A 20,320-nucleotide genomic window follows, 5' to 3' on the forward strand; every position below is an offset into this window, starting at 1 on the left:
AGTACATGATGAAATTAGCATCTCCGAAACCATTTACATTTGAGGGTGGAGACCGCGCTGTTTTATTACTACATGGATTCACAGGGAACTCAGCTGATGTACGTATGTTAGGGCGTTTCTTAGAAAAGAAAGGCTATACTTGTCATGCGCCAATTTATAAAGGGCACGGTGTACCACCAGAAGAGCTTGTTCATACAGGCCCTACAGATTGGTGGCAAGATGTAACGGAGGCATATCAGCTTTTAAAAGATAAAGGTTTTGAGAAAATTGCTGTTGTTGGATTGTCACTTGGCGGCGTATTTTCTTTAAAATTAGGTTATACAGTACCGGTTTTAGGTGTAGTACCAATGTGTGCACCGATGTATATTAAGAGCGAAGAAACGATGTACCAAGGTATATTGGCATATGCCCGCGAATATAAAAAACGTGAGCAAAAATCACCAGAACAAATTGAACAAGAAATGTTGGAATTCCAAAAGACACCGATGAATACATTAAAAGCATTACAACAATTAATTGCTGACGTACGTAACAATGTGGATATGATTTATGCACCAACATTTGTTGTACAAGCACGTCATGACGAAATGATTAATACAGATAGTGCTAACATTATTTATAACGGTGTAGAATCTACGTTAAAAGACATTAAATGGTATGAAGACTCTACGCATGTCATTACACTTGATAAACAACGTGACGAGCTACATGAGGATGTATATAACTTCTTGGAGCAACTAGATTGGTAAGATCTAGTTGCCTCTTTTTTTCATAAGGAATTTTTTGTGAAAACTGTAAAAATCATAAGGGGAGTATTGAAGTTTCGCTTTATACATCCCCTATCTTTCGGATACACTAAATAATATAAGGTTTTAAAGGAGGTATTTTTGCTTGGAAGAAATCACACAAGAACATATTGATAAGTTGTTATTATTTATGAGAGAAGAAGCGTATAAACCGCTAACGATACAAGAGTTAGAAGAGGCATTTGGAATTGAAGGTTCTGAGGGCTTTAAAGATTTTGTAAAGGCACTTGTAATGATGGAAGAGAAGGGACTTGTTATTCGTACACGTAGCAACCGTTACGGTCTTCCTGAAAAGATGAATTTAGTAAGAGGTAAGTTAATTGGACATGCACGTGGCTTTGCATTCGTTGTACCAGACGAGAAGAAAACGGGAGACGATGATCTTTTCATCCCTCCTACAGAATTAAACGGTGCACTTCATGGCGATACAGTATTAGCACGACTTAGTTCTCAATCGAGCGGTTCACGTCAAGAAGGTTCAATTGTACGCATTTTAGAGCGTGGAACGAAAGAACTTGTTGGTACATATACAGAATCGAAAAACTTTGGCTTTGTTATACCTGACAATAAGCGCTGGACGAGTGATATCTTTATCTTGAAAAGTGCATCAATGGGTGCTGTAGAAGGTCATAAGGTAGTTGTGAAAATTACGAGCTACCCAGAAAACCGTTTAAGTGCAGAAGGTGAAGTTATTCAAATTCTAGGTCATAAAAATGATCCAGGAGTAGATATTTTATCTGTCATTCATAAACATCATTTACCTTTAGCATTCCCTGAAGAAGTGATGGAGCATGCAAACAGTGTACCAGAAACGATTTCAGAAGAAGATTTAAAAGATCGCCGTGATTTACGTGATCAAATGATTGTAACGATTGATGGTGCAGATGCGAAAGATTTAGATGACGCTGTTACAGTAACGAAGCTTGAGAACGGCAATTACAAGCTAGGCGTTCACATTGCGGATGTAAGTCATTACGTTCAAGAAGGTTCTCCAATTGATGTAGAAGCAGCGGAAAGAGCGACAAGTGTGTATCTTGTTGACCGTGTAATTCCAATGATTCCACATCGTCTATCTAACGGTATTTGCTCATTAAATCCGAAAGTAGACCGTCTGACTTTATCTTGTGAAATGGAAATCAACAACTTAGGTGATGTTGTTAAACACGAGATTTTCCAAAGTGTGATTAAAACGACAGAGCGTATGACGTATGCTGACGTAAGAAGCATTTTAGAAGATGAGGACGAAGAGTTAATTAAGCGTTATGAGCCATTAGTACCGATGTTTAAAGAGATGGGGCAATTGGCACAAATTCTACGTGAAAAACGTATGCGCCGTGGTGCAATTGACTTTGACTTTAAAGAAGCGAAAGTATTAGTAGATGAAGAAGGAAAACCGACTGATGTTGTTATGCGCGATCGTTCTGTATCAGAGAAGTTAATTGAAGAATTTATGCTTGTTGCGAACGAAACAGTAGCAGAGCACTTCCACTGGATGAACGTACCGTTTATGTACCGTGTCCATGAAGATCCGAAAGAAGATAAGCTTGAGCGTTTCTTCGAGTTTGTAACGAACTTCGGATATGCGGTAAAAGGACGTGCGAATGAAGTGCACCCTCGTGCGCTGCAACAAATTCTTGAAATGGTTCAAGGACAGCCAGAAGAAGTAGTTATTTCAACGGTTATGCTTCGTTCTATGAAGCAAGCACGTTACGATTCGGAGAGCTTAGGACATTTCGGCTTATCAACTGAGTTCTACACGCATTTCACATCGCCAATTCGTCGTTACCCAGATACGATTGTTCATAGATTAATTCGTGAATACATCATTAACGGTAAAGTCGACAGTGAAACACAAGCAAAATGGCGTGAAAACTTACCAGAGATTGCAGAGCACTCTTCTAATATGGAACGCCGTGCTGTTGAAGCAGAGCGTGAAACAGACGAAATGAAAAAAGCAGAGTATATGGTCGATAAGATCGGTGAAGAGTATGACGGTATGATTAGCTCTGTAACAAACTTCGGTCTGTTTGTAGAGCTTCCAAATACGATTGAAGGTCTTGTACACGTTAGCTACTTAACGGATGATTACTATCGTTACGACGAAAAACATTTCGCAATGATCGGAGAACGTACAGGTAACGTATTCCGCATCGGTGATGAAATTACAATTCGCGTTATTAACGTAAATAAAGACGAGCGTGCAATCGACTTTGAAATCGTTGGTATGAAAGGCACACCTCGCCGTAAGTTCAAAGATCGTCCAGTCGTTATCGAGCAGCCAAGAACAGGCAGAAAGAAACGCGGTGGACGTAGCGAGCGCAGTAATGAGCGTGGCGGTGAACGTGGCACAGGTAGAAAATTTGACCGTGGTGGCAAAGGAAAAGGAAGAGGATCCGCATCTGCATCCACATCCGCATCCACATCCGCATCCGCAAGTCAGCCAGGGAAAAAAGATGGTAACGGCAAGAAGAAAAAAGGATTTTTCGAAAACGTACCAGGATTCAAGAAGAAAAAGAAAAAGCGTAAGTAAGAAAAGAGTGGCTTCGCTTTGATGAAAAGCGGGGCCGTTTTCTTTTTTCTTCGTGGCTTGAGAGCGAGCCACTTTCGCTTTTTGTTTACATTTGTTACAATAGTAAAAATAGAGGAGGGACGTTATATGCCAAAGGGTACAGGTAAGGTTATTGCACAGAATAAAAAAGCATTTCATGATTATTTCATCGAAGAAACATACGAAGCAGGGCTTGTCCTTCAAGGAACGGAAATTAAGTCGATTCGCGCTGGTCGCGTGAACTTGAAAGATGCGTTTGCACGTGTACATAATGGTGAAGTATGGGTTCATAATATGCACATTAATACATACGAACAAGGGAATCGTTTCAACCATGATCCACTTCGTACGAGAAAATTACTTCTTCATAAAAAAGAAATTGATAAGCTAGCGGGCGCTGCAAAAGAAACAGGTTACGCATTAGTTCCACTTAGAATCTATTTGAAAAATGGATTTGCAAAAATGGCACTTGGTTTAGCAAAAGGTAAGAAACAATACGATAAACGTCACGATTTAAAAGAGAAAGAAGCAAAACGTGAAATTGCACGCGTGTTCCGTGATCGCCAAAAGATGTAATACAGATATTTACATTTGTAAAACGGCGCGCGTATGATATAATAACTTATGTAAGGTTGTTGCACATTGAAAAACAGCTCTTAGTAGCTATCACGATATTTTCTTCGTATGCTCCATTTTTATCATGGGGACGTTACGGATTCGACAGGGATAGTTCGAGCTTAGGTTGCGAGTCGAGGGGATCGTCCTCGTTAAAACGTCAAAGCCTATAATTGGCAAACAAAACAATCTTTCTTTAGCTGCTTAATTGCACTAAAGGTTCCTCCCTCCATCGTCCATGTGGTAGGGTAAGGGACTCAAACTAAGTGGACTACGCCGGAGTTCGCCGTCTGAGGGCGAAGGAAGAGAACAATCAGACTAGCAACTTGGAAGCCTGTCGATAGGCCGAAGAGTTCGCGAAATGCTAATATATCGACTACACTCGTAGAAGCTTAAGTGCCGATATTTTTGGACGTGGGTTCGACTCCCACCGTCTCCACCAATACATATTTGGTGGTTTTTTTATTTTGTATAACAGGAAGCATAACTTTGCATGATGTGCAGGTTTATGCTTCTTTTTTGTTATGTAAAGATATGCTTCTTCAAAGTGATATTAATTAATAATTCATGTTGTTTTAGAATAAAGTTTGTTCAAGTTAAGCAAATAACCTTGATAAACAAACAAAAAGAAAAAAGCGTGTTTTGAAAAAAGTTTGTTCAAAACACGCCCTTAATATTTTCAATTGGTTTATTCTTTTATAAAAAGTTGGATCATTTCCTATCTATATTGCTCAACAATTCTACCCTATAGCTTAATAAGAAAACCTTTTATTCAAATACAACCATTTCTCCGACATCTATAAATCCAAATCGCTTATAGATATTTTTCCCATCATCTGAAGCCTGTAATACAACTGGTTTTTGTTTATCTGTTGTTTGATTTAGAAGAAATTGAAACATTTCACTGCCAATTCCTTTACCTCTAAATGTTTCTTTTGTCATCACATCATAAATACCATAACTATCTTTGCTTTCTATTAATAAACCAGTAGTTACAGGCATGTCATCTATGCATCCAATAAACATTTGAACTTCTGAACCTAATTTTACTTGTGAAAACTTATTAAAATAACTTTCTAATGCATCTTTTTCTGGTGTACCCTCAAATAAGCTCATGAATACGTCTATATATTTTAAAAGTTCTTCATTATTTTTCACATTAGTAATCATAAGTTGATGGGAAATTCTTTGATCAACATTAAGAGTATTTTCAAGTTTCATCATTACATTACGTTCCGCTTCTTTTAGGTCATATTCTTGCATAAGTTTTGTCCAATCCTCAGTTAAATACTGAGCATCAATCCAAATACTAAAGGGATATTTTTTATATGAAAAATTATCGATTCCATGTCTAATCTTAACTGCATTTTTGATATTTGGAGATTTCGGCAATACAACATTGAATGTATCAGTAGGAATTTCTGTATTTGCTATGATGAAATCTTCTTCCTTTGTAAGTTTTCCACTAACTGTATGAGTAAATACTTTTAATTTTTCTTCCAAATTGTTTATTACTAATTGTTGATTTGTAATCATGTTTTTGCACCTTTCAATTCAATTTAGCGCGCTTTTTTTTATTATAAGGTCAACTAAACACTAAATATACAGTGTTCACAGTATTTACATCCTCCCATAATATTCAGAAAACATTGAAGTGATTTGTTTTCTAGATTTAAAGTAATAGAAAGAATACCGTTTTTTCATTTTGTGGTTTTATAAAATGCTTAAGTTGATGGGAATCGGGCGGTACCCCTGAAACAGAAAATGAAGAACTAGTTATTGATGATAAGCAGATAGATACTATAGCTGACCGTAAACGCCCAATTGGTGAGATTTTATTAAAATTTCACTTTATTCAAATCTCTATATGTTTTGTGTTTTTATCCATACCTATTGTAAGATTATATAGAGTTCTCCTAATAAACTGTTTTAATGGATTATTTAGGAGTTTTAAATTTATAAATCTTAAATTGTTTTTTGGGGATAATTTTTTATCTAACTAAGTTATATTGAAGTAGAGGTGAACCATCGGTGAAGCAGGTTTTAGTAATTAAGAATGAACGGTCTTTAGCGAAGAAAATCGTAAGCGGTCTAACGCAAGAAGGCTATTTCATTTTAAAACTTCACAATGAAAACGAAGGTTTAAATATAATATATGAACAAGATTGGGATATTATCATATTGGATTGGGATTCATTAAGTATATCCGGACCAGAAATTTGTAGACAAATACGATTAGTTAAAACGACACCGATCATTATTGTGACCGACAATGTTTCTAGCAAGGATTGCGTAGCAGGGTTACAAGCAGGAGCAGATGATTATATCAGAAAACCATTTGCGAAAGAAGAATTAGTAGCAAGGGTTCAAGCAATTTTAAGGAGAAGTGATTGTAACCAGCAAAAGGAGATAAACTTTTTTCAGTTTAAAGATCTCTTTGTTGATGCATCAAGCAATATTGTGAAAAAAGGTGGCGAAAACCTGTCGCTTACTAAGCGAGAGTACGATTTACTTGTATTTTTAATCAAGAATAAAAACACAATATTGAGCCGTGAAATGCTTTTGAATCAAGTATGGGGATATAACGTAGTAGTAAATCCAAATGTAGTAGACTTATATATTGGGTATGTAAGAAAAAAGTTAAAGTGCGAGAAGAAAGACAGATATATTCAAACGATACATGGCAGAGGCTATTCAATGATTGACTGATAAAAATAAGATAATAAAAAATGAGTAAAATTATTTCATTCGGTTTTACTCATTTTTTTATTAAATATGATAATCAAATAGTTTCTTAGAAGTATTAAAAGACGTGAAAAAATGGATTACGAAAATATTAGCTATTAATGAGCGTGTTTTGTAGAGGAAATCATGGTTAATCAACACGCCTGACGTCACATATTACTTTTTATGCCTGATTTTATGAATTCACACCATTCACAAGATTTTCACAGAATTAATGACTATACTAATTAACAGGATGTTCAAATGAAAATGATTATCAATAGCGATTCAATTGAATAAAAGTTACCTTCTAATTCAATCTATGGATGTCATCATTTTCGAAATAAATCACACTATAAGGAGTATACATATGAAAAAATCTATGCTTTTAAAATTAGTGAGTATTCTAGCAGTTTTCACTTTAATGTTAGTAGCTTGCTCAGATTCAAGTAAAGAAACTTCGAAGGCTAATAATAAAGATAATGGTAGTGATAAGCCAAAAACGGTTGAAATCACTGATGCTCATGGAACTGTTAAAGTCCCTGTAAACCCAAAGAATGTAGTTGCTTTGGATAACAGAACTTTTGAAACTTTATCTGATTGGGGAATTAAATTAGCGGCTGCTCCAAAGGATATCATGCCTGCTGATTCAGCATATAAAAAGGATGAAAAAGTTCAAAATATTGGGAATCACCGTGAACCAAATCTAGAAATTATTGCAGCGGCAAACCCTGACCTTGTAATCGTTGGTCAAAGATTTGCTGACCATTACGAAGAAATCAAAAAATTAGTACCAAATGCAGCAGTTATTGATCTTAATTTTGATGTTTCTGAGAAAGCTACTAAGCCTGGCGAAAACTTAGTAAAAGGACTTAAAGATTCTACAATTACTTTAGGAAAAATCTTTAATAAAGATAAAGAAGCTAAACAATTAGTAGCTGATTTTGATAAATCTATTGAAAAAGCAAAATCTGCTTATAACGGAAAAGATAAAGTTATGAGTGTTATCGTTACTGGTGGTAATATTGGTTTTGCTGCTCCACATTCTGGTCGCGTTTGGGGACCAATGTATGAAATTTTCGGTTGGACTCCAGCGTTAGAAGTTTCAAATTCTACTGCAGGTCATAAAGGTGATGACGTTTCTGTTGAAGCTATTGCACAAACAAATCCTGATTGGATTTTCGTATTAGATCGTGATGCTGCAACATCTGATGCAGCTAAGTCAACACCTGCTAAGGATGTTATTTCTAAATCACCTGCTCTTCAAAACACAACTGCTGTTTCTAAAAAACAAGTTATTTATGCACCAGAAGATACTTACACAAATGAATCAATTCAAACTTATATAGAGTTATTTGGAAATATGGCAAAAACTTTAGCTAAGTAGTGTAAAGGGGTACGAAACAGTGTCAAAAAATATGATTTCTAGGGTTGAGAATATTTCTCAACCCCAGTTTTATAATCAAAATAAAATATGGACAAAACCTTTTATAATAGCAGTTATAGTTGTTATAATTTTAGGGATTATATCACTGTTTACTGGAGTTTATGATATACGTGGACAAGAGGACGGGACAGAGATGTTTTTCATAACTCGTGTTCCGAGAACAGCTGCATTAATGCTTACTGGAGCTGCGATGGCGATGGCAGGGCTCGTAATGCAACTCATTACACAGAATCGCTTTGTTGAACCTACTACAACGGGGACTATTGAATGGTCAGGCTTAGGCCTGCTTTTTGTATATTTATTATTTCCTGCCCCGACTTTAGTTCAAAGAATGACTGGTGCAATCATTTTTTCTTTTATAGGAACTATGATTTTCTTTCTATTTTTAAGAAGAGTTAAGCTTCGTTCGTCTTTAATTGTTCCGATTATTGGATTGATGCTTGGAGCAGTAATTTCTGCAGTGTCTACTTTTTTAGGACTCCTTTTTCAAAAGACGCAAAGTATTGAAACTTGGTTTGTAGGTTCATTTGCTAACATTCAGGTGGGAAGATATGAATATTTATGGCTGATTGTTATCATTACTTTTCTTATTTTTATGTATGCTAATAGATTGACTTTAGCTGGACTAGGAGAAGATGTCGCAACAAGTCTTGGAGTTAATTACAATAGAATTGTTCTTTTTGGGACTGCTCTTATCTCTGTTGCAGTTGGAATTGTTGCAGCTGTTATTGGACACTTACCTTTCTTAGGATTAATTGTGCCAAATATCGTTTCAATGTTTAGAGGTGATGATCTTAGGAGTAATTTACCTTGGGTTTGTGTGATCGGAATGGGATCAATAACTGCCTGTGACATCATTTCTCGAACAATTATACAGCCTTTTGAATTACCTGTTTCTTTAATACTTGCAACAGTGGGAGCAGTCGTGTTTATTACTATTTTATTGAGACAAAGAAAACCAAGGAGGCTACGATGATCACATTAGAATATAGAAAAAAAGAAAATGTCGAAATCGATTCTAGCCTTCATAATGAAAGTAGATCAGCTAGCGCTTTTCGTTCTAAGAAGGAAGCAAGGCGTTATTGGATTTTACTGATAACATTGATTGGTTTAGGTCTCCTTTCTTCATATGGCCTTTTAGTGTATAACAATCCAGTTCCGATAGATTCACCTTCTTTTATCCCAGTTGTTAAGAGAAGGATAGTAGCTATTGTTGCAATGATTATTGCTGCGGTTTGCCATAGCTTGTCGACAGTTGCTTTCCAATCTATTACGAATAATAAAATTATTACTCCTTCACTTTTAGGTTTCGAATCACTTTATTCAGCAATTCAAACGAGTACAGTATTCTTCTTTGGTGCTAGTGCGTTAATAAATTTTAATGGAATTGGCTCATTTTTATTCCAAGTTGTTGTTATGGTCTTCATGAGTTTAATACTTTATGGATGGTTACTTTCCGGTAAATACGGGAATTTACAACTTATGCTTTTAGTTGGAATTATTATTGGTACCGGGCTAAATTCTGTGTCAACTTTCATGAGAAAACTACTTGCGCCTTCAGAATTTGATATTTTACAAGCAAGATTATTTGGTTCTGTTAATCATGCAGATCCTGCATATTTTCCTATTGTAATTCCTATGATCATAATTGTAGCGGTATTAATTTTTGCTCATTCTAAGAATTTGAATGTTTTGTCACTAGGAAAAGATGTTGCTACTTCTTTTGGAGTTAAATACCAACCTAGTGTAATTTATACGCTTGTATTAGTAGCTATTTTAATGTCCATTTCAACAGCTCTAATTGGGCCACTTACTTTCTACGGCTTTTTAGTGGCAACTTTGAGTTATCAGGCAGCGTCAACTTATGATCATAGATATATTTTTCCGATGGCTTTTGCTATAGGATTTTTAATAATGACGAGCGCATACTTTTTAATGTATCATGTATTCCATGCTCAAGGTGTAGTTTCAGTTATTATTGAATTATTTGGTGGAATCATATTCTTAACTATAGTTTTAAGGAAGAGGGCTTTATGATAAAAATCGATAATGTTAAAAAGTTCTATACTGATAAGGTAAAAATAGGACCTTTGGATATTGAAATACCAAAAGCAGGCTTTACTTCTTTAATTGGACCAAATGGTGCTGGAAAGTCAACAACACTTTTGATGATTGGCAGACTTTTAGATATGGATGAAGGCCAAATTCAGGTAGCAAATATGGATGTTTCTGAATCCAAATCAAAAGATTTAGCAAAAGTTTTGACTATATTGCGACAAGAAAATCATTTTGTAACTAGGCTTACTGTGAGACAACTAGTTGGATTTGGGCGCTTTCCTTATTCAAAGGGAAGATTGACTAAAGAAGATGAGGCTATCATCTCTAAATATATCGATTTCTTAGATTTAACTAGTTTAGAGAATAGATATTTAGATGAGCTTTCTGGTGGTCAAAGACAAAGGGCATATGTAGCGATGGTATTGTGCCAAGAGACGGAATATGTACTTTTGGACGAACCTCTGAACAACCTTGATGTTGCTCGTTCTGTTCAAATGATGGAGCATTTGAGACGTGCAGCTAATGAATTTGGACGAACAATTTTGACTGTCATGCATGACATAAATTTTGCAGCTAAATACTCGGATAAAATTTGTGCTATGAAAGATGGACAAATTGCTGCTTTTGGAACAGTAGAAGAAGTTATGGACCCAACACTTTTGACAGATATTTTTGAAACAAAAATAGAAATTATTAATGGTCCTTATGGGCCGATCGCAGTTTATTAGTTATAAAATGTCTTGCGTAGATTATGCAAGCTACTCTAGTTGAAGTTGCTGTCTATATTTTATAGGCAGCAGCTTTTTTTATGTGATTACTCATAAAATGCAAAAGAATGCTTCACCTTTTCAAGTATGTACCAAACGAAAAAATATCTCTGTATAATTTTTCAAAAGAATTCAGCTTGTTTTTTGTATATGTAATATTGCATATCAGAGTGTATTGATAAAAGTGTAAGGGGTCACTATAATGAGGGCATAAAGATAAATCACATTTTCGTAGCAATAAAAAGGAGGAAATAATATGGAAATCGCAATGGCAGTTTTAAAATTTGTAGGTGGCGTAATCCCGTTAATTCAAGAACTTTTAAAAGCATTTATGTAAATTTATTAGTTAGCAATCATTTATCAATCATTATCATATTTTACTAAAAAAAGAACGGGGTGATTTTTCTGAATATTAAGAAAAACACTAAAAGAAGAAAGTTCCTTGCATGTTTATTAGTTAGTCTATGCACTATTAATTATTCATCTATTTCCTTCGCAGAAACACAAGCAAGTAATGCAACTGATGTAACCAAAAATGCTAGTGGCATTGATACTGGTATAGCAAATCTTAAATATAATAATCAAGAGGTTTTAGCTGTAAATGGTGATAAAGTAGAAAGTTTTGTTCCGAAAGAAAGTATCAATTCAAATGGTAAATTTGTAGTAGTGGAACGCGAGAAAAAATCACTTACAACGTCACCAGTCGATATTTCAATTATTGATTCTGTGGTGAATCGCACGTATCCAGGAGCTGTACAACTTGCTAATAAAGCTTTTGCAGACAATCAACCGAGTTTATTAGTGGCTAAGAGAAAGCCTTTGAATATTAGTATAGACTTACCGGGCATGAGAAAAGAAAATACAATCACTGTCCAAAATCCGACATATGGTAATGTAGCTGGAGCAGTAGACGATTTAGTATCTACTTGGAATGAAAAGTATTCTACAACACATACGTTACCTGCAAGAATGCAGTATACGGAATCTATGGTTTATAGTAAATCACAAATTGCAAGTGCTCTTAATGTTAACGCTAAATATCTTGATAACAGTCTAAATATTGATTTTAATGCGGTTGCAAATGGAGAGAAAAAAGTGATGGTAGCGGCGTATAAGCAAATATTTTATACGGTAAGTGCTGAACTACCTAACAATCCATCCGACCTTTTTGATAATAGCGTTACTTTTGACGAGTTAACTCGAAAAGGCGTAAATAATTCGGCTCCACCTGTTATGGTTTCAAATGTAGCTTATGGTAGAACGATTTATGTAAAATTAGAAACAACATCTAAGAGCAAAGATGTACAAGCTGCTTTTAAAGCCTTACTTAAGAATAACAGCGTTGAAACAAGTGGACAGTATAAAGATATTTTTGAAGAAAGTACCTTTACTGCTGTAGTATTAGGCGGAGATGCGAAAGAACATAACAAGGTTGTTACTAAAGATTTCAATGAAATCCGAAATATTATTAAAGATAATGCTGAATTAAGTCTTAAAAATCCAGCATACCCAATTTCATATACAAGTACTTTCTTAAAAGATAATGCAACTGCTGCTGTTCATAACAATACAGATTATATTGAGACGACAACTACAGAATATTCAAGTGCTAAAATGACACTTGATCATTACGGTGCTTACGTTGCTCAATTTGATGTATCTTGGGATGAATTCACATTTGATCAAAAGGGTAACGAAGTACTAACACATAAAACGTGGGATGGTAGTGGAAAAGACAAAACGGCTCATTACTCTACAGTTATCCCTCTTCCACCGAATTCAAAAAATATAAAAATTGTAGCAAGAGAATGTACAGGTCTTGCATGGGAATGGTGGAGAACAATTATTAATGAACAAAACGTTCCATTAACAAATGAAATAAAAGTTTCAATTGGAGGAACAACATTATACCCAACAGCTAGTATTAGTCATTAAGTATAAAAAAACACTTTTTCCACGGAAGAAGTGTTTTTTTATAGGGAATACAAATAAAATTATTTTCAAAATATGTGGTTGGAATTCAAGTAAACGCAATTTTAGTGAATACATTTTAAAGTCTTGCAATCAAATCAATCTTGATATATAGTTTAGTTAAGTAAACTAAATCAAATTGTATTCGGGGGTTTTGAAATGGAAAAAGAAATAATTTCAAACGAAAATAAACAAAAAAAGCCATTGCTTTTTAAAATTGGAATAGGACTTCTAATCATATATGTTCTACTTTGGGGAAGTGCTTTAATCATACCATTTACTTCACTTTCGACGCAGGTAAAGACCATTGTCATTCCAGGGTGTATAGTAATAGGAGAAATTCTATTTTTGATAGGTGCTGTCTTTGTTGGAAAAGAAGTGGTGGCAAAATATAAAAAGTATTTAAACCCGAAAAATTGGAGAAGAAAAGGTGAGAGAGAGAAGTATGATAAATAAAAATATAGCTGAGGAAATCAATCAAACACTTGAAGAACTATGGATATTACTTGAAACGAAAGAAAGATCTTATACGAATTTTAATTTAAATAATCAGCAATATACGTTGTTAACATTAATTATTAGGTACCCATCATCCACTCCTAAAGAGTTAGCTGAAAAAATGAATGTGACGAAAAGTGCCATTAGCCAGCAGTTAGTGAAACTTGAAACGGAAGGATATATTTTCAGAAGGCAACATGCAGAAGATAAACGTGCATTTTCAGTTGAATTAGGTGAGAAAGGCTTGTTATATAAAAAAGAAATGGACGCATATATGCAACAGGTTTCTGAAAAATATTATGCAAGTTTATCACCTGAAGAGTTAACAAACCTTTTATCAGCGCTTCAAAAGCTAACGAAAGTAATTGATGAGCTGTAGTGGTTATTCAATGTAAAAAATAGTATACGCTGAACAAAACGGTCAGCGTATACTAATTCATGTTTCGAATATAAAAAGTAGATTTTTAATCAAATCAATTAAAAACTAAATTGTGGTTTCATATCACCTTTATAAGGTTCATGTTCAACGAATATAGTTATATCCTTACCAGTTTGGTCTTTACCAGTTCTTTTATACGTAAATTTATTCTTATTTAGTTCAGTAAGCTCAAGAGCAGCACCGTATTTATTATTTCCAATTGAAACATGGGCTCTTATTTTATTTTCGTGTACAACATCGAAGTAGCCATAATCACCGCGGCTTTGACCTGTTTCGCTATTGAAGAACTCATATTTATTAGATTTGTCATCAAATTTTGCTAAACTTATAAAATTCGAATTAAACTGTGTTACATCGTTACCAGCTTCGTCTAATACCTTTGTTCCGTGCCAAAGGGTACCGCCCAAAATTTTATCTCCATCAACGTTTTTAACAATATCTCCTGTAGTCGTGTTCAGCTGCTTGTCCGGATCAGTGAAAGAAAGTTCTTTTTCTTTATATGGGACATGTTCAACGAAAACTTCTACATCTTTACCGTTAGCGTCTTTCCCCATTCGTTTATAAGTAAATACATTTTTGTTTAGTTTTGTCATGTCAACGACAGCTTGATACTTCATTGATTCTGAAATTAATATTCTCTTCTTCCCATCATTTGTGACAAAGAAGGTTCCTTTATCGCCACGACTTGCACCTGTTTTAGCATCAAAAAATTCATATCTGCCTGACTTCGCATCATATTTTGCAAGACCAATGAAGTTTGCATTCTCTTTTGTTAAGTCATTCTTATCTTTGTCATACACTCGTGTACCTTGCCAATTTGTCTCGCTAAGAATATTAGCCATTTTTTGCCCTTTAGTTAATTTATTTTCCTTTTTTGTTTCTTTAGCAACTTGTTCTTGTTTTTGTTTCCCATGATTTTCTTCAGCTTTAGTACCAGCACACCCTGTTAATGCTAATGTGAATCCGAGCAATACGGATGATAGTGCTTTTGCTTTTTTGTTCATGTTTTATCGTCTCCTTATTTTATGATTTCAAGTAGTACGGTTAGCGATTATAGTAGCAGTGCGTCATATATGAACTTAGTTGCTACGTTTCTTATGTTAATACCCGACTATAAACTGCCTCTAAATAAAACATTAAAAAAAGATAAACTAATTCCTAAAATTTGTTCATATTTATAAAAAATTGCTAGCTTGCTGTAGTACCTACGAGTAATCCAAAAAATACATTGTAAAGAAGAAGGAAAGCCACTAACAATAATGTAATTGCTAATAGAGCTAATCGATTGTAGTGCAAAACTTTTGAGAAAAACTGTAGGAGAAATGAAGATTTTATAGAATTCGTTTCGTATAGGAAGGGGATGCCCATGTTTGATTCAACAGATTTTAAGATTATACAATTACTACAAGGAAACGCTAGAATGAACTGGAAGGAAATTGGGGAGATAGTACATTTGACTGGTCAGGCTGTTGGGAAGCGAATTAATAAATTAGAAGAGGCAGGTGTCATTCAAAAATATACGATAAATATTGACAGGGCTAAGCTAGAAGGATCTATTATGACCTTTGTTACACTATTTTTGCATGCACCGCATTATCATAATCAAATTCAAAATTTTTTTGAAAAAACGGACGTAATTACTGAAATGTATCGTATAAGCGGCGATGGTTGCTATGTCATGACTCTTCACACATCTTCGCATCAGCAATTAGAAGAGACTCTTGCAGATGTTTTACATTATGGTGATTATCGTATAAATACTGTCATTAAGACAATGGAAAAAAAGAAAGAATAAGATACTTATCCTTTCTTTTTTCATATGGAACTGTAATTCTTTATTTGCTTTTGGTTATAAAACAGTTTGCTGACATGACTGTTGCATAAATATCACCAAACTCTAATGCACTCATGAACGATTGATGAGCGTGTACTGCGGGGATTAGATTTCTTTGGAATTCTAAATCTTTTGTTGTACAAGCATCTTCAATTACAATACATTGAAATCCGAAGTCACTGGCAGCGCGTACTGTTGCATCAATACATACATGAGTCATCATACCGCAAATGACTAGTTGGTCTATTTTTTCTGTCTTTAATGTTTCTAATAAATTTGTTCTTAAAAAACTGTTGGGGTGATGTTTTTGTAGGACTCTTTCGTTAACAATCGGTTGTACATCATCATGAATTTGAACACCTACTGTATCAGGTAAGAAGAAAGTAGCTCCTTCATTGTTCGCGATATGTTGTACGTGAATAACTGTTTTCTGTTTTTCGCGAAATACTTTCAAAACTTCTTTCGCTTTTTGTGCGGCTTTTTCAGGTTGATGTAATTCCATATTGCCGCCTTCAAAGTAATCATTTTGTATGTCTACTAATAGTAACGCTTCGTTCATCGTTATTCCCCCATACTTAGTGATTCAGCACGTTATTTGTACTGTACCGTTATTATATAAATTGTAGCTATGCGGAAGTAATAACGGTATGAAACGATTTTAACGGATATAGTTTCAGTGTGAAAAAAGTGAAAGTTGGTATAAGTACAAATGGATTTTGTGGAATTCACAGCAAGGTTATAGATAGAGTGGCATCGCAGGGTTAAAAATCATACCTTTGCTGGAGGAGCGGGTTATGTTTTTTTATGAGGAAATGCGATTTTAAGTTTTTGCTGAAGATGTTTTTCTAGGATATGCTGTGAGTGATTGGAGTGAGGTAGTGTCAGATATTGTCGACCAATCGATATATTGGAAAAATCGTTGATATATTGTGAGTTGTGATAGATATATTGAGAAAATCGTTGATATATTGTGAGTTGTGATAGATATATTGAAAAAATCGTTGATATATTTGTAAAGGGGTGTTTGAGGTGATTGTGAAAGAGAGAAAAATGCCGATTTATATAAGACAGTTAGAAGCACTTCTTAGAAGGTTACCTGTACATCATCCGAAACGAAATTTAATTGGAGAAAACTTGGCAAAACACATGGCGGGGTATAAAGGAGAGCAAGCGATTGATTATCCGCTTAGTTTTATTTCTGAGAAAGAGTATAGTGTTTTACATGATGTTCGCTTATGTAATTATGATAAATACTTTCAAATTGATACTATTATCCTTTCCACAAAGTTTCTTCTTTTTCTTGAGATAAAAAATATAGCAGGTACATTAATGTTTGATGCAAAGTTTAATCAACTTATCCGAATAACAGAAGGAAATTCAGAGGGATTTCCAGATCCGGTTTTACAAATAAAAAGGCAAGAAATACAACTAAAGAAATGGTTAAACTCACATGGATTTTCCTCTAGTCTTCCAATTGAGTCCCTCGTTGTTATTAGCTCGCCTCGTACCATTATAAAATTTTCAGATGATAATCTTCTTCATACAATTATTCATAGTGCCAATTTACCTCATAAAATAAAGTGGTTTGAAAGTAAATATAAGAGAAAAGTTATAGATAATGTAGATAGGCTCATTCATCAAATAATAGCGGAGCATTCTCCACTTCAACAAAATATACTTGAGCAATATAAAATAGAAAAAGAGGAGTTGCTAAATGGAGTACAATGTGAGAAATGCTTAGTTATTCCAATGGTTAAAGTTAAGAAGGGTTGGCGTTGTACAAGTTGTAAAGATTTTTCAAAAGTGGCACATGTGGATGCTATACGAGATTATGCATTGCTCATTAGTAAGACATGTACGAATGGTAATTTGAAAGAGTTTCTCAATGTTTCGTCGGGTATGGTTGTAAACAGAATTCTCCACACACTAAATCTTCCCTACACTGGAAACAACAAAGGACGAATATATGATTTAACTTCTTTCCAATCGTAATTTTGCTATAATAAATAAGTACTTATACGAAGGGGAGTCTAAAGAGAAAATGAAGTCATTTAATATCGATCATGTTATAGCTAGTGTTTTGCAATGGATATTAAATATAGCTTTAATTATATTATCCATTGTGTTATCAATTTTCTTAGTGAATGAGACGATCACGTTTGTGCAGTATATTTTTTCGTCAAAAGAGTATACGTCTTATAAATTGGTTGAAAGTATCATCGTCTATTTCTTATACTTCGAGTTCATTGCATTAATTATTAAGTATTTTAAATCGAATTATCATTTCCCGTTACGTTATTTTATTTATATCGGAATTACGGCTTTAATTCGATTAATTATTGTGTCTCATGAGGAACCGATGGAGACGTTATTATACGCAGGAGCAATTCTTGTTTTAGTTATTGCTTTATACATATCGAATATGAGAGATTTGAGAAAAGAGTAGTAGTGCAGACGTAAGTTTGCACTACTTTTTTCATCTTGACCTTCAAGTTGCTTGAAAGTTTACAATGAAATTAGGGCGTTTGAAATCGAAAAAAATTGAGAAATTAAGTGAAGAGGTTTCTTTTACTTGGAGGTTATAGGAATGAATCAGGAATTGAAGTTACGTCCATTAGAGCGAGAAGATTTAAAGTTTGTACACGAACTTAATAATAATGCACATATTATGTCTTATTGGTTTGAAGAGCCTTATGAGGCATTTGTGGAGCTGCAAGACTTATATGATAAACATATACATGATCAAAGTGAACGCCGATTTATCGTTGAGAAAGACAATGAAATGGTTGGATTAGTTGAGTTAGTAGAAATCGATTATATTCACCGTAGAACAGAATTCCAAATTATTATTGATCCGAATTATCAAGGATATGGTTATGCAGTGGATGCGACGCGTTTAGCAATGGATTACGCTTTTTCCGTACTAAATATGCATAAGATTTATTTAGTTGTAGATAAGGAAAATGAAAAAGCAGTACATGTTTATAAAAAAGTTGGGTTTATGATAGAAGGTGAGCTTATCGATGAGTTTTTCGTTGATGGTAACTATCATAATGCAATAAGAATGTGTATGTTCCAAAAGGCATACTTTGGCACAAAATAACCGATTGGAAGAGCTATAGATAAAATATTATCTGTAGCTTTTTTGTGATGTGAAAAACATTTTTTATTGTAAAACAATAAAAAATTATTGATTTTTAATAATTTCAGGCGTATTATGATGGTAATGAAATCAGTGAGAATTAAAGGAGAGTATATGATAAAAAATAAATACGTAGTAGCTATTTCTTTAATGATTTTAGCGATTATTTCTTTAACTATACATGCTTCAAACAGTAAAGTAGGAGCGGATGGATTCCTTGAAGAACCTTTCTTTTTCCTAGTACCGATAAGTTATATATTGTTCCTTAGTGGTATTGGTGTATTATTATTTGGATTTATTACTTCCAAGCTAAAAAAGGGCAATAGATAGGGGCAACCCATAGGGACAAAACACTTACTATGAAATAGAAACATACCATATGGAAGAAAAAGAATAAGTGAGATGAATCATGATGAATCATCATTTTTATAATGGAAGACAAGTAGGAGCAGCTATTACACTGGCTGGGGCACAGGGGACAATTCATGCTATGAATCAAGCTATTCAAATGCAACAACAAGCATATTTTGCACAAATGATGCAAAGTCAGTATATGCCGTATTCACAACTTCCGATGCAAATTGTACATTATGATGTACATCCAGCTGGTTTATTTTCCATTCCATATGGCGGGACATATTTCTTATGAAAGAAAGCGACTCAATAGAGTCGCTTTTTTTATATTCCACCTAGCTTCATCCCAAGGAATGCGAAGAGGATACCAATTATGTAAGTAGCACTTAAATATAAAAGGAAGATGTATAGTTTTTTACGATTGAGAAGCTGAACAGATTCTAATTTAAACGTAGAAAATGTAGTGAATGCGCCCATAAATCCAGTACCTAATAATAGTTGCCAGCCTGTAGTGACTCCGTTGCCAATTATATATCCAAGTAAAAACGCCCCTGTTATATTAATAAGGAATGTAGCAATTGGAAATTGTGTTTTATTTCTTTTCTTAAACCAATTGCTAATTGCAAATCGTGTAATCGCACCGAAAAATCCTCCTGTTGCGACTAATAAGGCTTCTATCATGAGTAATCACCTTCCGTAAGAGATTTCTTAATTAAGAAATCTCCAAGTGTATAGCCAAGGCCAGACATAATGAGGCCACCAAGTATGCTACATGATACATATAAGAAGGCTATGCTCCACTCAGAATGATTGATCAATTGCACAGTTTCTACACTAAATGTTGAAAAAGTCGTAAAGGAACCGATGAATCCAGTCCCGATGCCTGTGATAACCTCTGAAGGTAAGATGTTTAGCCGAGCGATATAAGTAGTTAGCCACGCTAAGAAGAAGCAACCGATTAAGTTAATGAGTAATGTTGCCAATGGAAATGAATGATGCCAAAATGTGTTGATATTTAGACCTAAATAATAACGAGAAAGAGCTCCTAATATACCAGCAATGCCAACGATAATATAAATCAATTTTCTCACCTCTTTAAATAGCTTGCTCAAAAAAA

22 protein-coding genes and 1 other RNA gene are annotated in these 20,320 nt (G+C 34.4%); 18 read left to right on the forward strand and 5 right to left on the reverse strand.

Features of this window, described 5'->3' with window-relative positions; all coding sequences use genetic code 11:
- Nucleotides 1–8 precede the first annotated feature (8 nt).
- The 4 genes from estA to ssrA all read left to right on the forward strand — a co-directional run bounded on the left by estA (nucleotide 9) and on the right by ssrA (nucleotide 4,411).
- Complete coding sequence (gene estA / locus CQ064_RS12980) at nucleotides 9–749, forward strand: carboxylesterase (protein ID WP_000761986.1); 741 nt, start codon at nucleotides 9–11, stop codon at nucleotides 747–749.
- A gap of 142 nt (nucleotides 750–891) precedes the next feature.
- Entirely contained in the window at nucleotides 892–3,336 is a 2,445-nt protein-coding gene (gene rnr / locus CQ064_RS12985) for a ribonuclease R (protein ID WP_000391340.1), read from the forward strand.
- A gap of 126 nt (nucleotides 3,337–3,462) precedes the next feature.
- Nucleotides 3,463–3,930 (forward strand): SsrA-binding protein, encoded by a 468-nt coding sequence (gene smpB / locus CQ064_RS12990; protein ID WP_001123920.1) that lies wholly within the window; start codon nucleotides 3,463–3,465, stop codon nucleotides 3,928–3,930.
- Between the two features lie 126 nt (nucleotides 3,931–4,056).
- Nucleotides 4,057–4,411, forward strand: a transfer-messenger RNA (tmRNA) gene (ssrA, locus tag CQ064_RS12995).
- Between the two features lie 326 nt (nucleotides 4,412–4,737).
- On the opposite strand, the gene CQ064_RS13000 is transcribed toward ssrA, so the two are convergent.
- Nucleotides 4,738–5,505, reverse strand: a complete 768-nt coding sequence (locus tag CQ064_RS13000) for a GNAT family N-acetyltransferase (RefSeq protein ID WP_000632238.1) — start codon at nucleotides 5,503–5,505, stop codon at nucleotides 4,738–4,740.
- A 495-nt stretch (nucleotides 5,506–6,000) separates the two neighbouring features.
- On the opposite strand from CQ064_RS13000, the gene CQ064_RS13005 reads away from it, so the two are divergent.
- The 8 genes from CQ064_RS13005 (at nucleotide 6,001) to CQ064_RS13045 (ending at nucleotide 13,813) form a co-directional block, all read left to right on the forward strand.
- Nucleotides 6,001–6,678 (forward strand): response regulator transcription factor, encoded by a 678-nt coding sequence (locus CQ064_RS13005; protein WP_000815803.1) that lies wholly within the window; start codon nucleotides 6,001–6,003, stop codon nucleotides 6,676–6,678.
- 385 nt (nucleotides 6,679–7,063) lie between these two features.
- Nucleotides 7,064–8,080, forward strand: a complete 1,017-nt coding sequence (locus CQ064_RS13010; RefSeq protein ID WP_000749445.1) for a siderophore ABC transporter substrate-binding protein — start codon at nucleotides 7,064–7,066, stop codon at nucleotides 8,078–8,080.
- 19 nt (nucleotides 8,081–8,099) lie between these two features.
- A complete protein-coding gene (locus CQ064_RS13015; protein ID WP_000042077.1) occupies nucleotides 8,100–9,116 on the forward strand; it encodes an ABC transporter permease in 1,017 nt (338 codons plus the stop codon).
- Nucleotides 9,113–10,177, forward strand: coding sequence for an iron chelate uptake ABC transporter family permease subunit (locus tag CQ064_RS13020; protein ID WP_000631247.1), 1,065 nt, complete (start codon nucleotides 9,113–9,115; stop codon nucleotides 10,175–10,177). The genes CQ064_RS13015 and CQ064_RS13020 overlap by 4 nt, the downstream gene beginning before the upstream one ends.
- Nucleotides 10,174–10,926, forward strand: coding sequence for an iron ABC transporter ATP-binding protein (locus tag CQ064_RS13025; protein WP_000590061.1), 753 nt, complete (start codon nucleotides 10,174–10,176; stop codon nucleotides 10,924–10,926). Before CQ064_RS13020 ends, CQ064_RS13025 begins: the two co-directional genes overlap by 4 nt.
- Before the next feature lie 435 nt (nucleotides 10,927–11,361).
- A complete protein-coding gene (gene alo, locus CQ064_RS13035; protein WP_000576726.1) occupies nucleotides 11,362–12,900 on the forward strand; it encodes an anthrolysin O/cereolysin O family cholesterol-dependent cytolysin Alo in 1,539 nt (512 codons plus the stop codon).
- 195 nt (nucleotides 12,901–13,095) lie between these two features.
- The gene (locus CQ064_RS13040; protein WP_000409981.1) at nucleotides 13,096–13,392 is read left to right on the forward strand and encodes a transporter suffix domain-containing protein; all 297 of its coding nucleotides are present in this window, start codon (nucleotides 13,096–13,098) and stop codon (nucleotides 13,390–13,392) included.
- Nucleotides 13,382–13,813: a MarR family winged helix-turn-helix transcriptional regulator gene (locus CQ064_RS13045; protein ID WP_000608841.1), complete on the forward strand. Its 432-nt coding sequence runs from the start codon at nucleotides 13,382–13,384 to the stop codon at nucleotides 13,811–13,813. The genes CQ064_RS13040 and CQ064_RS13045 overlap by 11 nt, the downstream gene beginning before the upstream one ends.
- A gap of 98 nt (nucleotides 13,814–13,911) precedes the next feature.
- Here the strand turns inward: CQ064_RS13045 and CQ064_RS13050 are convergent, their stop codons facing one another.
- A complete protein-coding gene (locus CQ064_RS13050; protein ID WP_001034144.1) occupies nucleotides 13,912–14,877 on the reverse strand; it encodes a DUF4822 domain-containing protein in 966 nt (321 codons plus the stop codon).
- A 362-nt stretch (nucleotides 14,878–15,239) separates the two neighbouring features.
- Here CQ064_RS13050 and CQ064_RS13055 point away from each other — a divergent pair, with 362 nt between their 5' ends.
- A complete protein-coding gene (locus CQ064_RS13055; RefSeq protein WP_000460485.1) occupies nucleotides 15,240–15,668 on the forward strand; it encodes an Lrp/AsnC family transcriptional regulator in 429 nt (142 codons plus the stop codon).
- Nucleotides 15,669–15,708: 40 nt separating this feature from the next.
- Here the strand turns inward: CQ064_RS13055 and CQ064_RS13060 are convergent, their stop codons facing one another.
- Nucleotides 15,709–16,266: a cysteine hydrolase family protein gene (locus CQ064_RS13060; protein ID WP_001001091.1), complete on the reverse strand. Its 558-nt coding sequence runs from the start codon at nucleotides 16,264–16,266 to the stop codon at nucleotides 15,709–15,711.
- 476 nt (nucleotides 16,267–16,742) lie between these two features.
- Between CQ064_RS13060 and CQ064_RS13065 the strand changes: the two genes are divergently transcribed.
- From CQ064_RS13065 to CQ064_RS13085, 5 genes are all read left to right on the forward strand, one after another.
- Nucleotides 16,743–17,699 (forward strand): nuclease-related domain-containing protein, encoded by a 957-nt coding sequence (locus tag CQ064_RS13065; RefSeq protein WP_015055209.1) that lies wholly within the window; start codon nucleotides 16,743–16,745, stop codon nucleotides 17,697–17,699.
- 49 nt (nucleotides 17,700–17,748) lie between these two features.
- The gene (gene psiE / locus CQ064_RS13070; protein WP_000834709.1) at nucleotides 17,749–18,153 is read left to right on the forward strand and encodes a phosphate-starvation-inducible protein PsiE; all 405 of its coding nucleotides are present in this window, start codon (nucleotides 17,749–17,751) and stop codon (nucleotides 18,151–18,153) included.
- A gap of 141 nt (nucleotides 18,154–18,294) precedes the next feature.
- Entirely contained in the window at nucleotides 18,295–18,810 is a 516-nt protein-coding gene (speG, locus tag CQ064_RS13075) for a spermidine N1-acetyltransferase (RefSeq protein WP_001071090.1), read from the forward strand.
- Between the two features lie 117 nt (nucleotides 18,811–18,927).
- The gene (locus CQ064_RS13080) at nucleotides 18,928–19,179 is read left to right on the forward strand and encodes a DUF3955 domain-containing protein (RefSeq protein WP_000245181.1); all 252 of its coding nucleotides are present in this window, start codon (nucleotides 18,928–18,930) and stop codon (nucleotides 19,177–19,179) included.
- A 79-nt stretch (nucleotides 19,180–19,258) separates the two neighbouring features.
- Nucleotides 19,259–19,498 (forward strand): DUF3947 family protein, encoded by a 240-nt coding sequence (locus tag CQ064_RS13085; protein WP_000980930.1) that lies wholly within the window; start codon nucleotides 19,259–19,261, stop codon nucleotides 19,496–19,498.
- 29 nt (nucleotides 19,499–19,527) lie between these two features.
- Here CQ064_RS13085 and crcB (CQ064_RS13090) read toward each other — a convergent pair whose 3' ends face one another.
- Nucleotides 19,528–19,884: a fluoride efflux transporter CrcB gene (crcB, locus tag CQ064_RS13090; RefSeq protein WP_000568581.1), complete on the reverse strand. Its 357-nt coding sequence runs from the start codon at nucleotides 19,882–19,884 to the stop codon at nucleotides 19,528–19,530.
- Nucleotides 19,881–20,285, reverse strand: coding sequence for a fluoride efflux transporter CrcB (crcB, locus tag CQ064_RS13095; RefSeq protein WP_000639312.1), 405 nt, complete (start codon nucleotides 20,283–20,285; stop codon nucleotides 19,881–19,883). The genes crcB (CQ064_RS13090) and crcB (CQ064_RS13095) overlap by 4 nt, the downstream gene beginning before the upstream one ends.
- Between the last annotated feature and the right edge of the window lie 35 nt (nucleotides 20,286–20,320).

The organism is Bacillus sp. MYb78 (assembly GCF_002975115.1).
Classification (GTDB): Bacteria; Bacillota; Bacilli; order Bacillales; family Bacillaceae_G; genus Bacillus_A; species Bacillus_A cereus.

Bases quoted from the DNA above. Each gene is read 5' to 3' on its own strand.
- estA (WP_000761986.1), top strand. From the start codon at position 9: ATGAAATTAGCATCTCCGAAACCATTTACATTTGAGGGTGGAGACCGC.
- smpB (WP_001123920.1), top strand. From the start codon at position 3,463: ATGCCAAAGGGTACAGGTAAGGTTATTGCACAGAATAAAAAAGCATTT.
- CQ064_RS13000 (WP_000632238.1), bottom strand. From the start codon at position 5,505: ATGATTACAAATCAACAATTAGTAATAAACAATTTGGAAGAAAAATTA.
- CQ064_RS13010 (WP_000749445.1), top strand. From the start codon at position 7,064: ATGAAAAAATCTATGCTTTTAAAATTAGTGAGTATTCTAGCAGTTTTC.
- CQ064_RS13020 (WP_000631247.1), top strand. From the start codon at position 9,113: ATGATCACATTAGAATATAGAAAAAAAGAAAATGTCGAAATCGATTCT.
- CQ064_RS13025 (WP_000590061.1), top strand. From the start codon at position 10,174: ATGATAAAAATCGATAATGTTAAAAAGTTCTATACTGATAAGGTAAAA.
- CQ064_RS13040 (WP_000409981.1), top strand. From the start codon at position 13,096: ATGGAAAAAGAAATAATTTCAAACGAAAATAAACAAAAAAAGCCATTG.
- CQ064_RS13045 (WP_000608841.1), top strand. From the start codon at position 13,382: ATGATAAATAAAAATATAGCTGAGGAAATCAATCAAACACTTGAAGAA.
- CQ064_RS13050 (WP_001034144.1), bottom strand. From the start codon at position 14,877: ATGAACAAAAAAGCAAAAGCACTATCATCCGTATTGCTCGGATTCACA.
- CQ064_RS13055 (WP_000460485.1), top strand. From the start codon at position 15,240: ATGTTTGATTCAACAGATTTTAAGATTATACAATTACTACAAGGAAAC.
- CQ064_RS13060 (WP_001001091.1), bottom strand. From the start codon at position 16,266: ATGAACGAAGCGTTACTATTAGTAGACATACAAAATGATTACTTTGAA.
- psiE (WP_000834709.1), top strand. From the start codon at position 17,749: ATGAAGTCATTTAATATCGATCATGTTATAGCTAGTGTTTTGCAATGG.
- speG (WP_001071090.1), top strand. From the start codon at position 18,295: ATGAATCAGGAATTGAAGTTACGTCCATTAGAGCGAGAAGATTTAAAG.
- CQ064_RS13080 (WP_000245181.1), top strand. From the start codon at position 18,928: ATGGTAATGAAATCAGTGAGAATTAAAGGAGAGTATATGATAAAAAAT.
- CQ064_RS13085 (WP_000980930.1), top strand. From the start codon at position 19,259: ATGATGAATCATCATTTTTATAATGGAAGACAAGTAGGAGCAGCTATT.
- crcB (WP_000568581.1), bottom strand. From the start codon at position 19,884: ATGATAGAAGCCTTATTAGTCGCAACAGGAGGATTTTTCGGTGCGATT.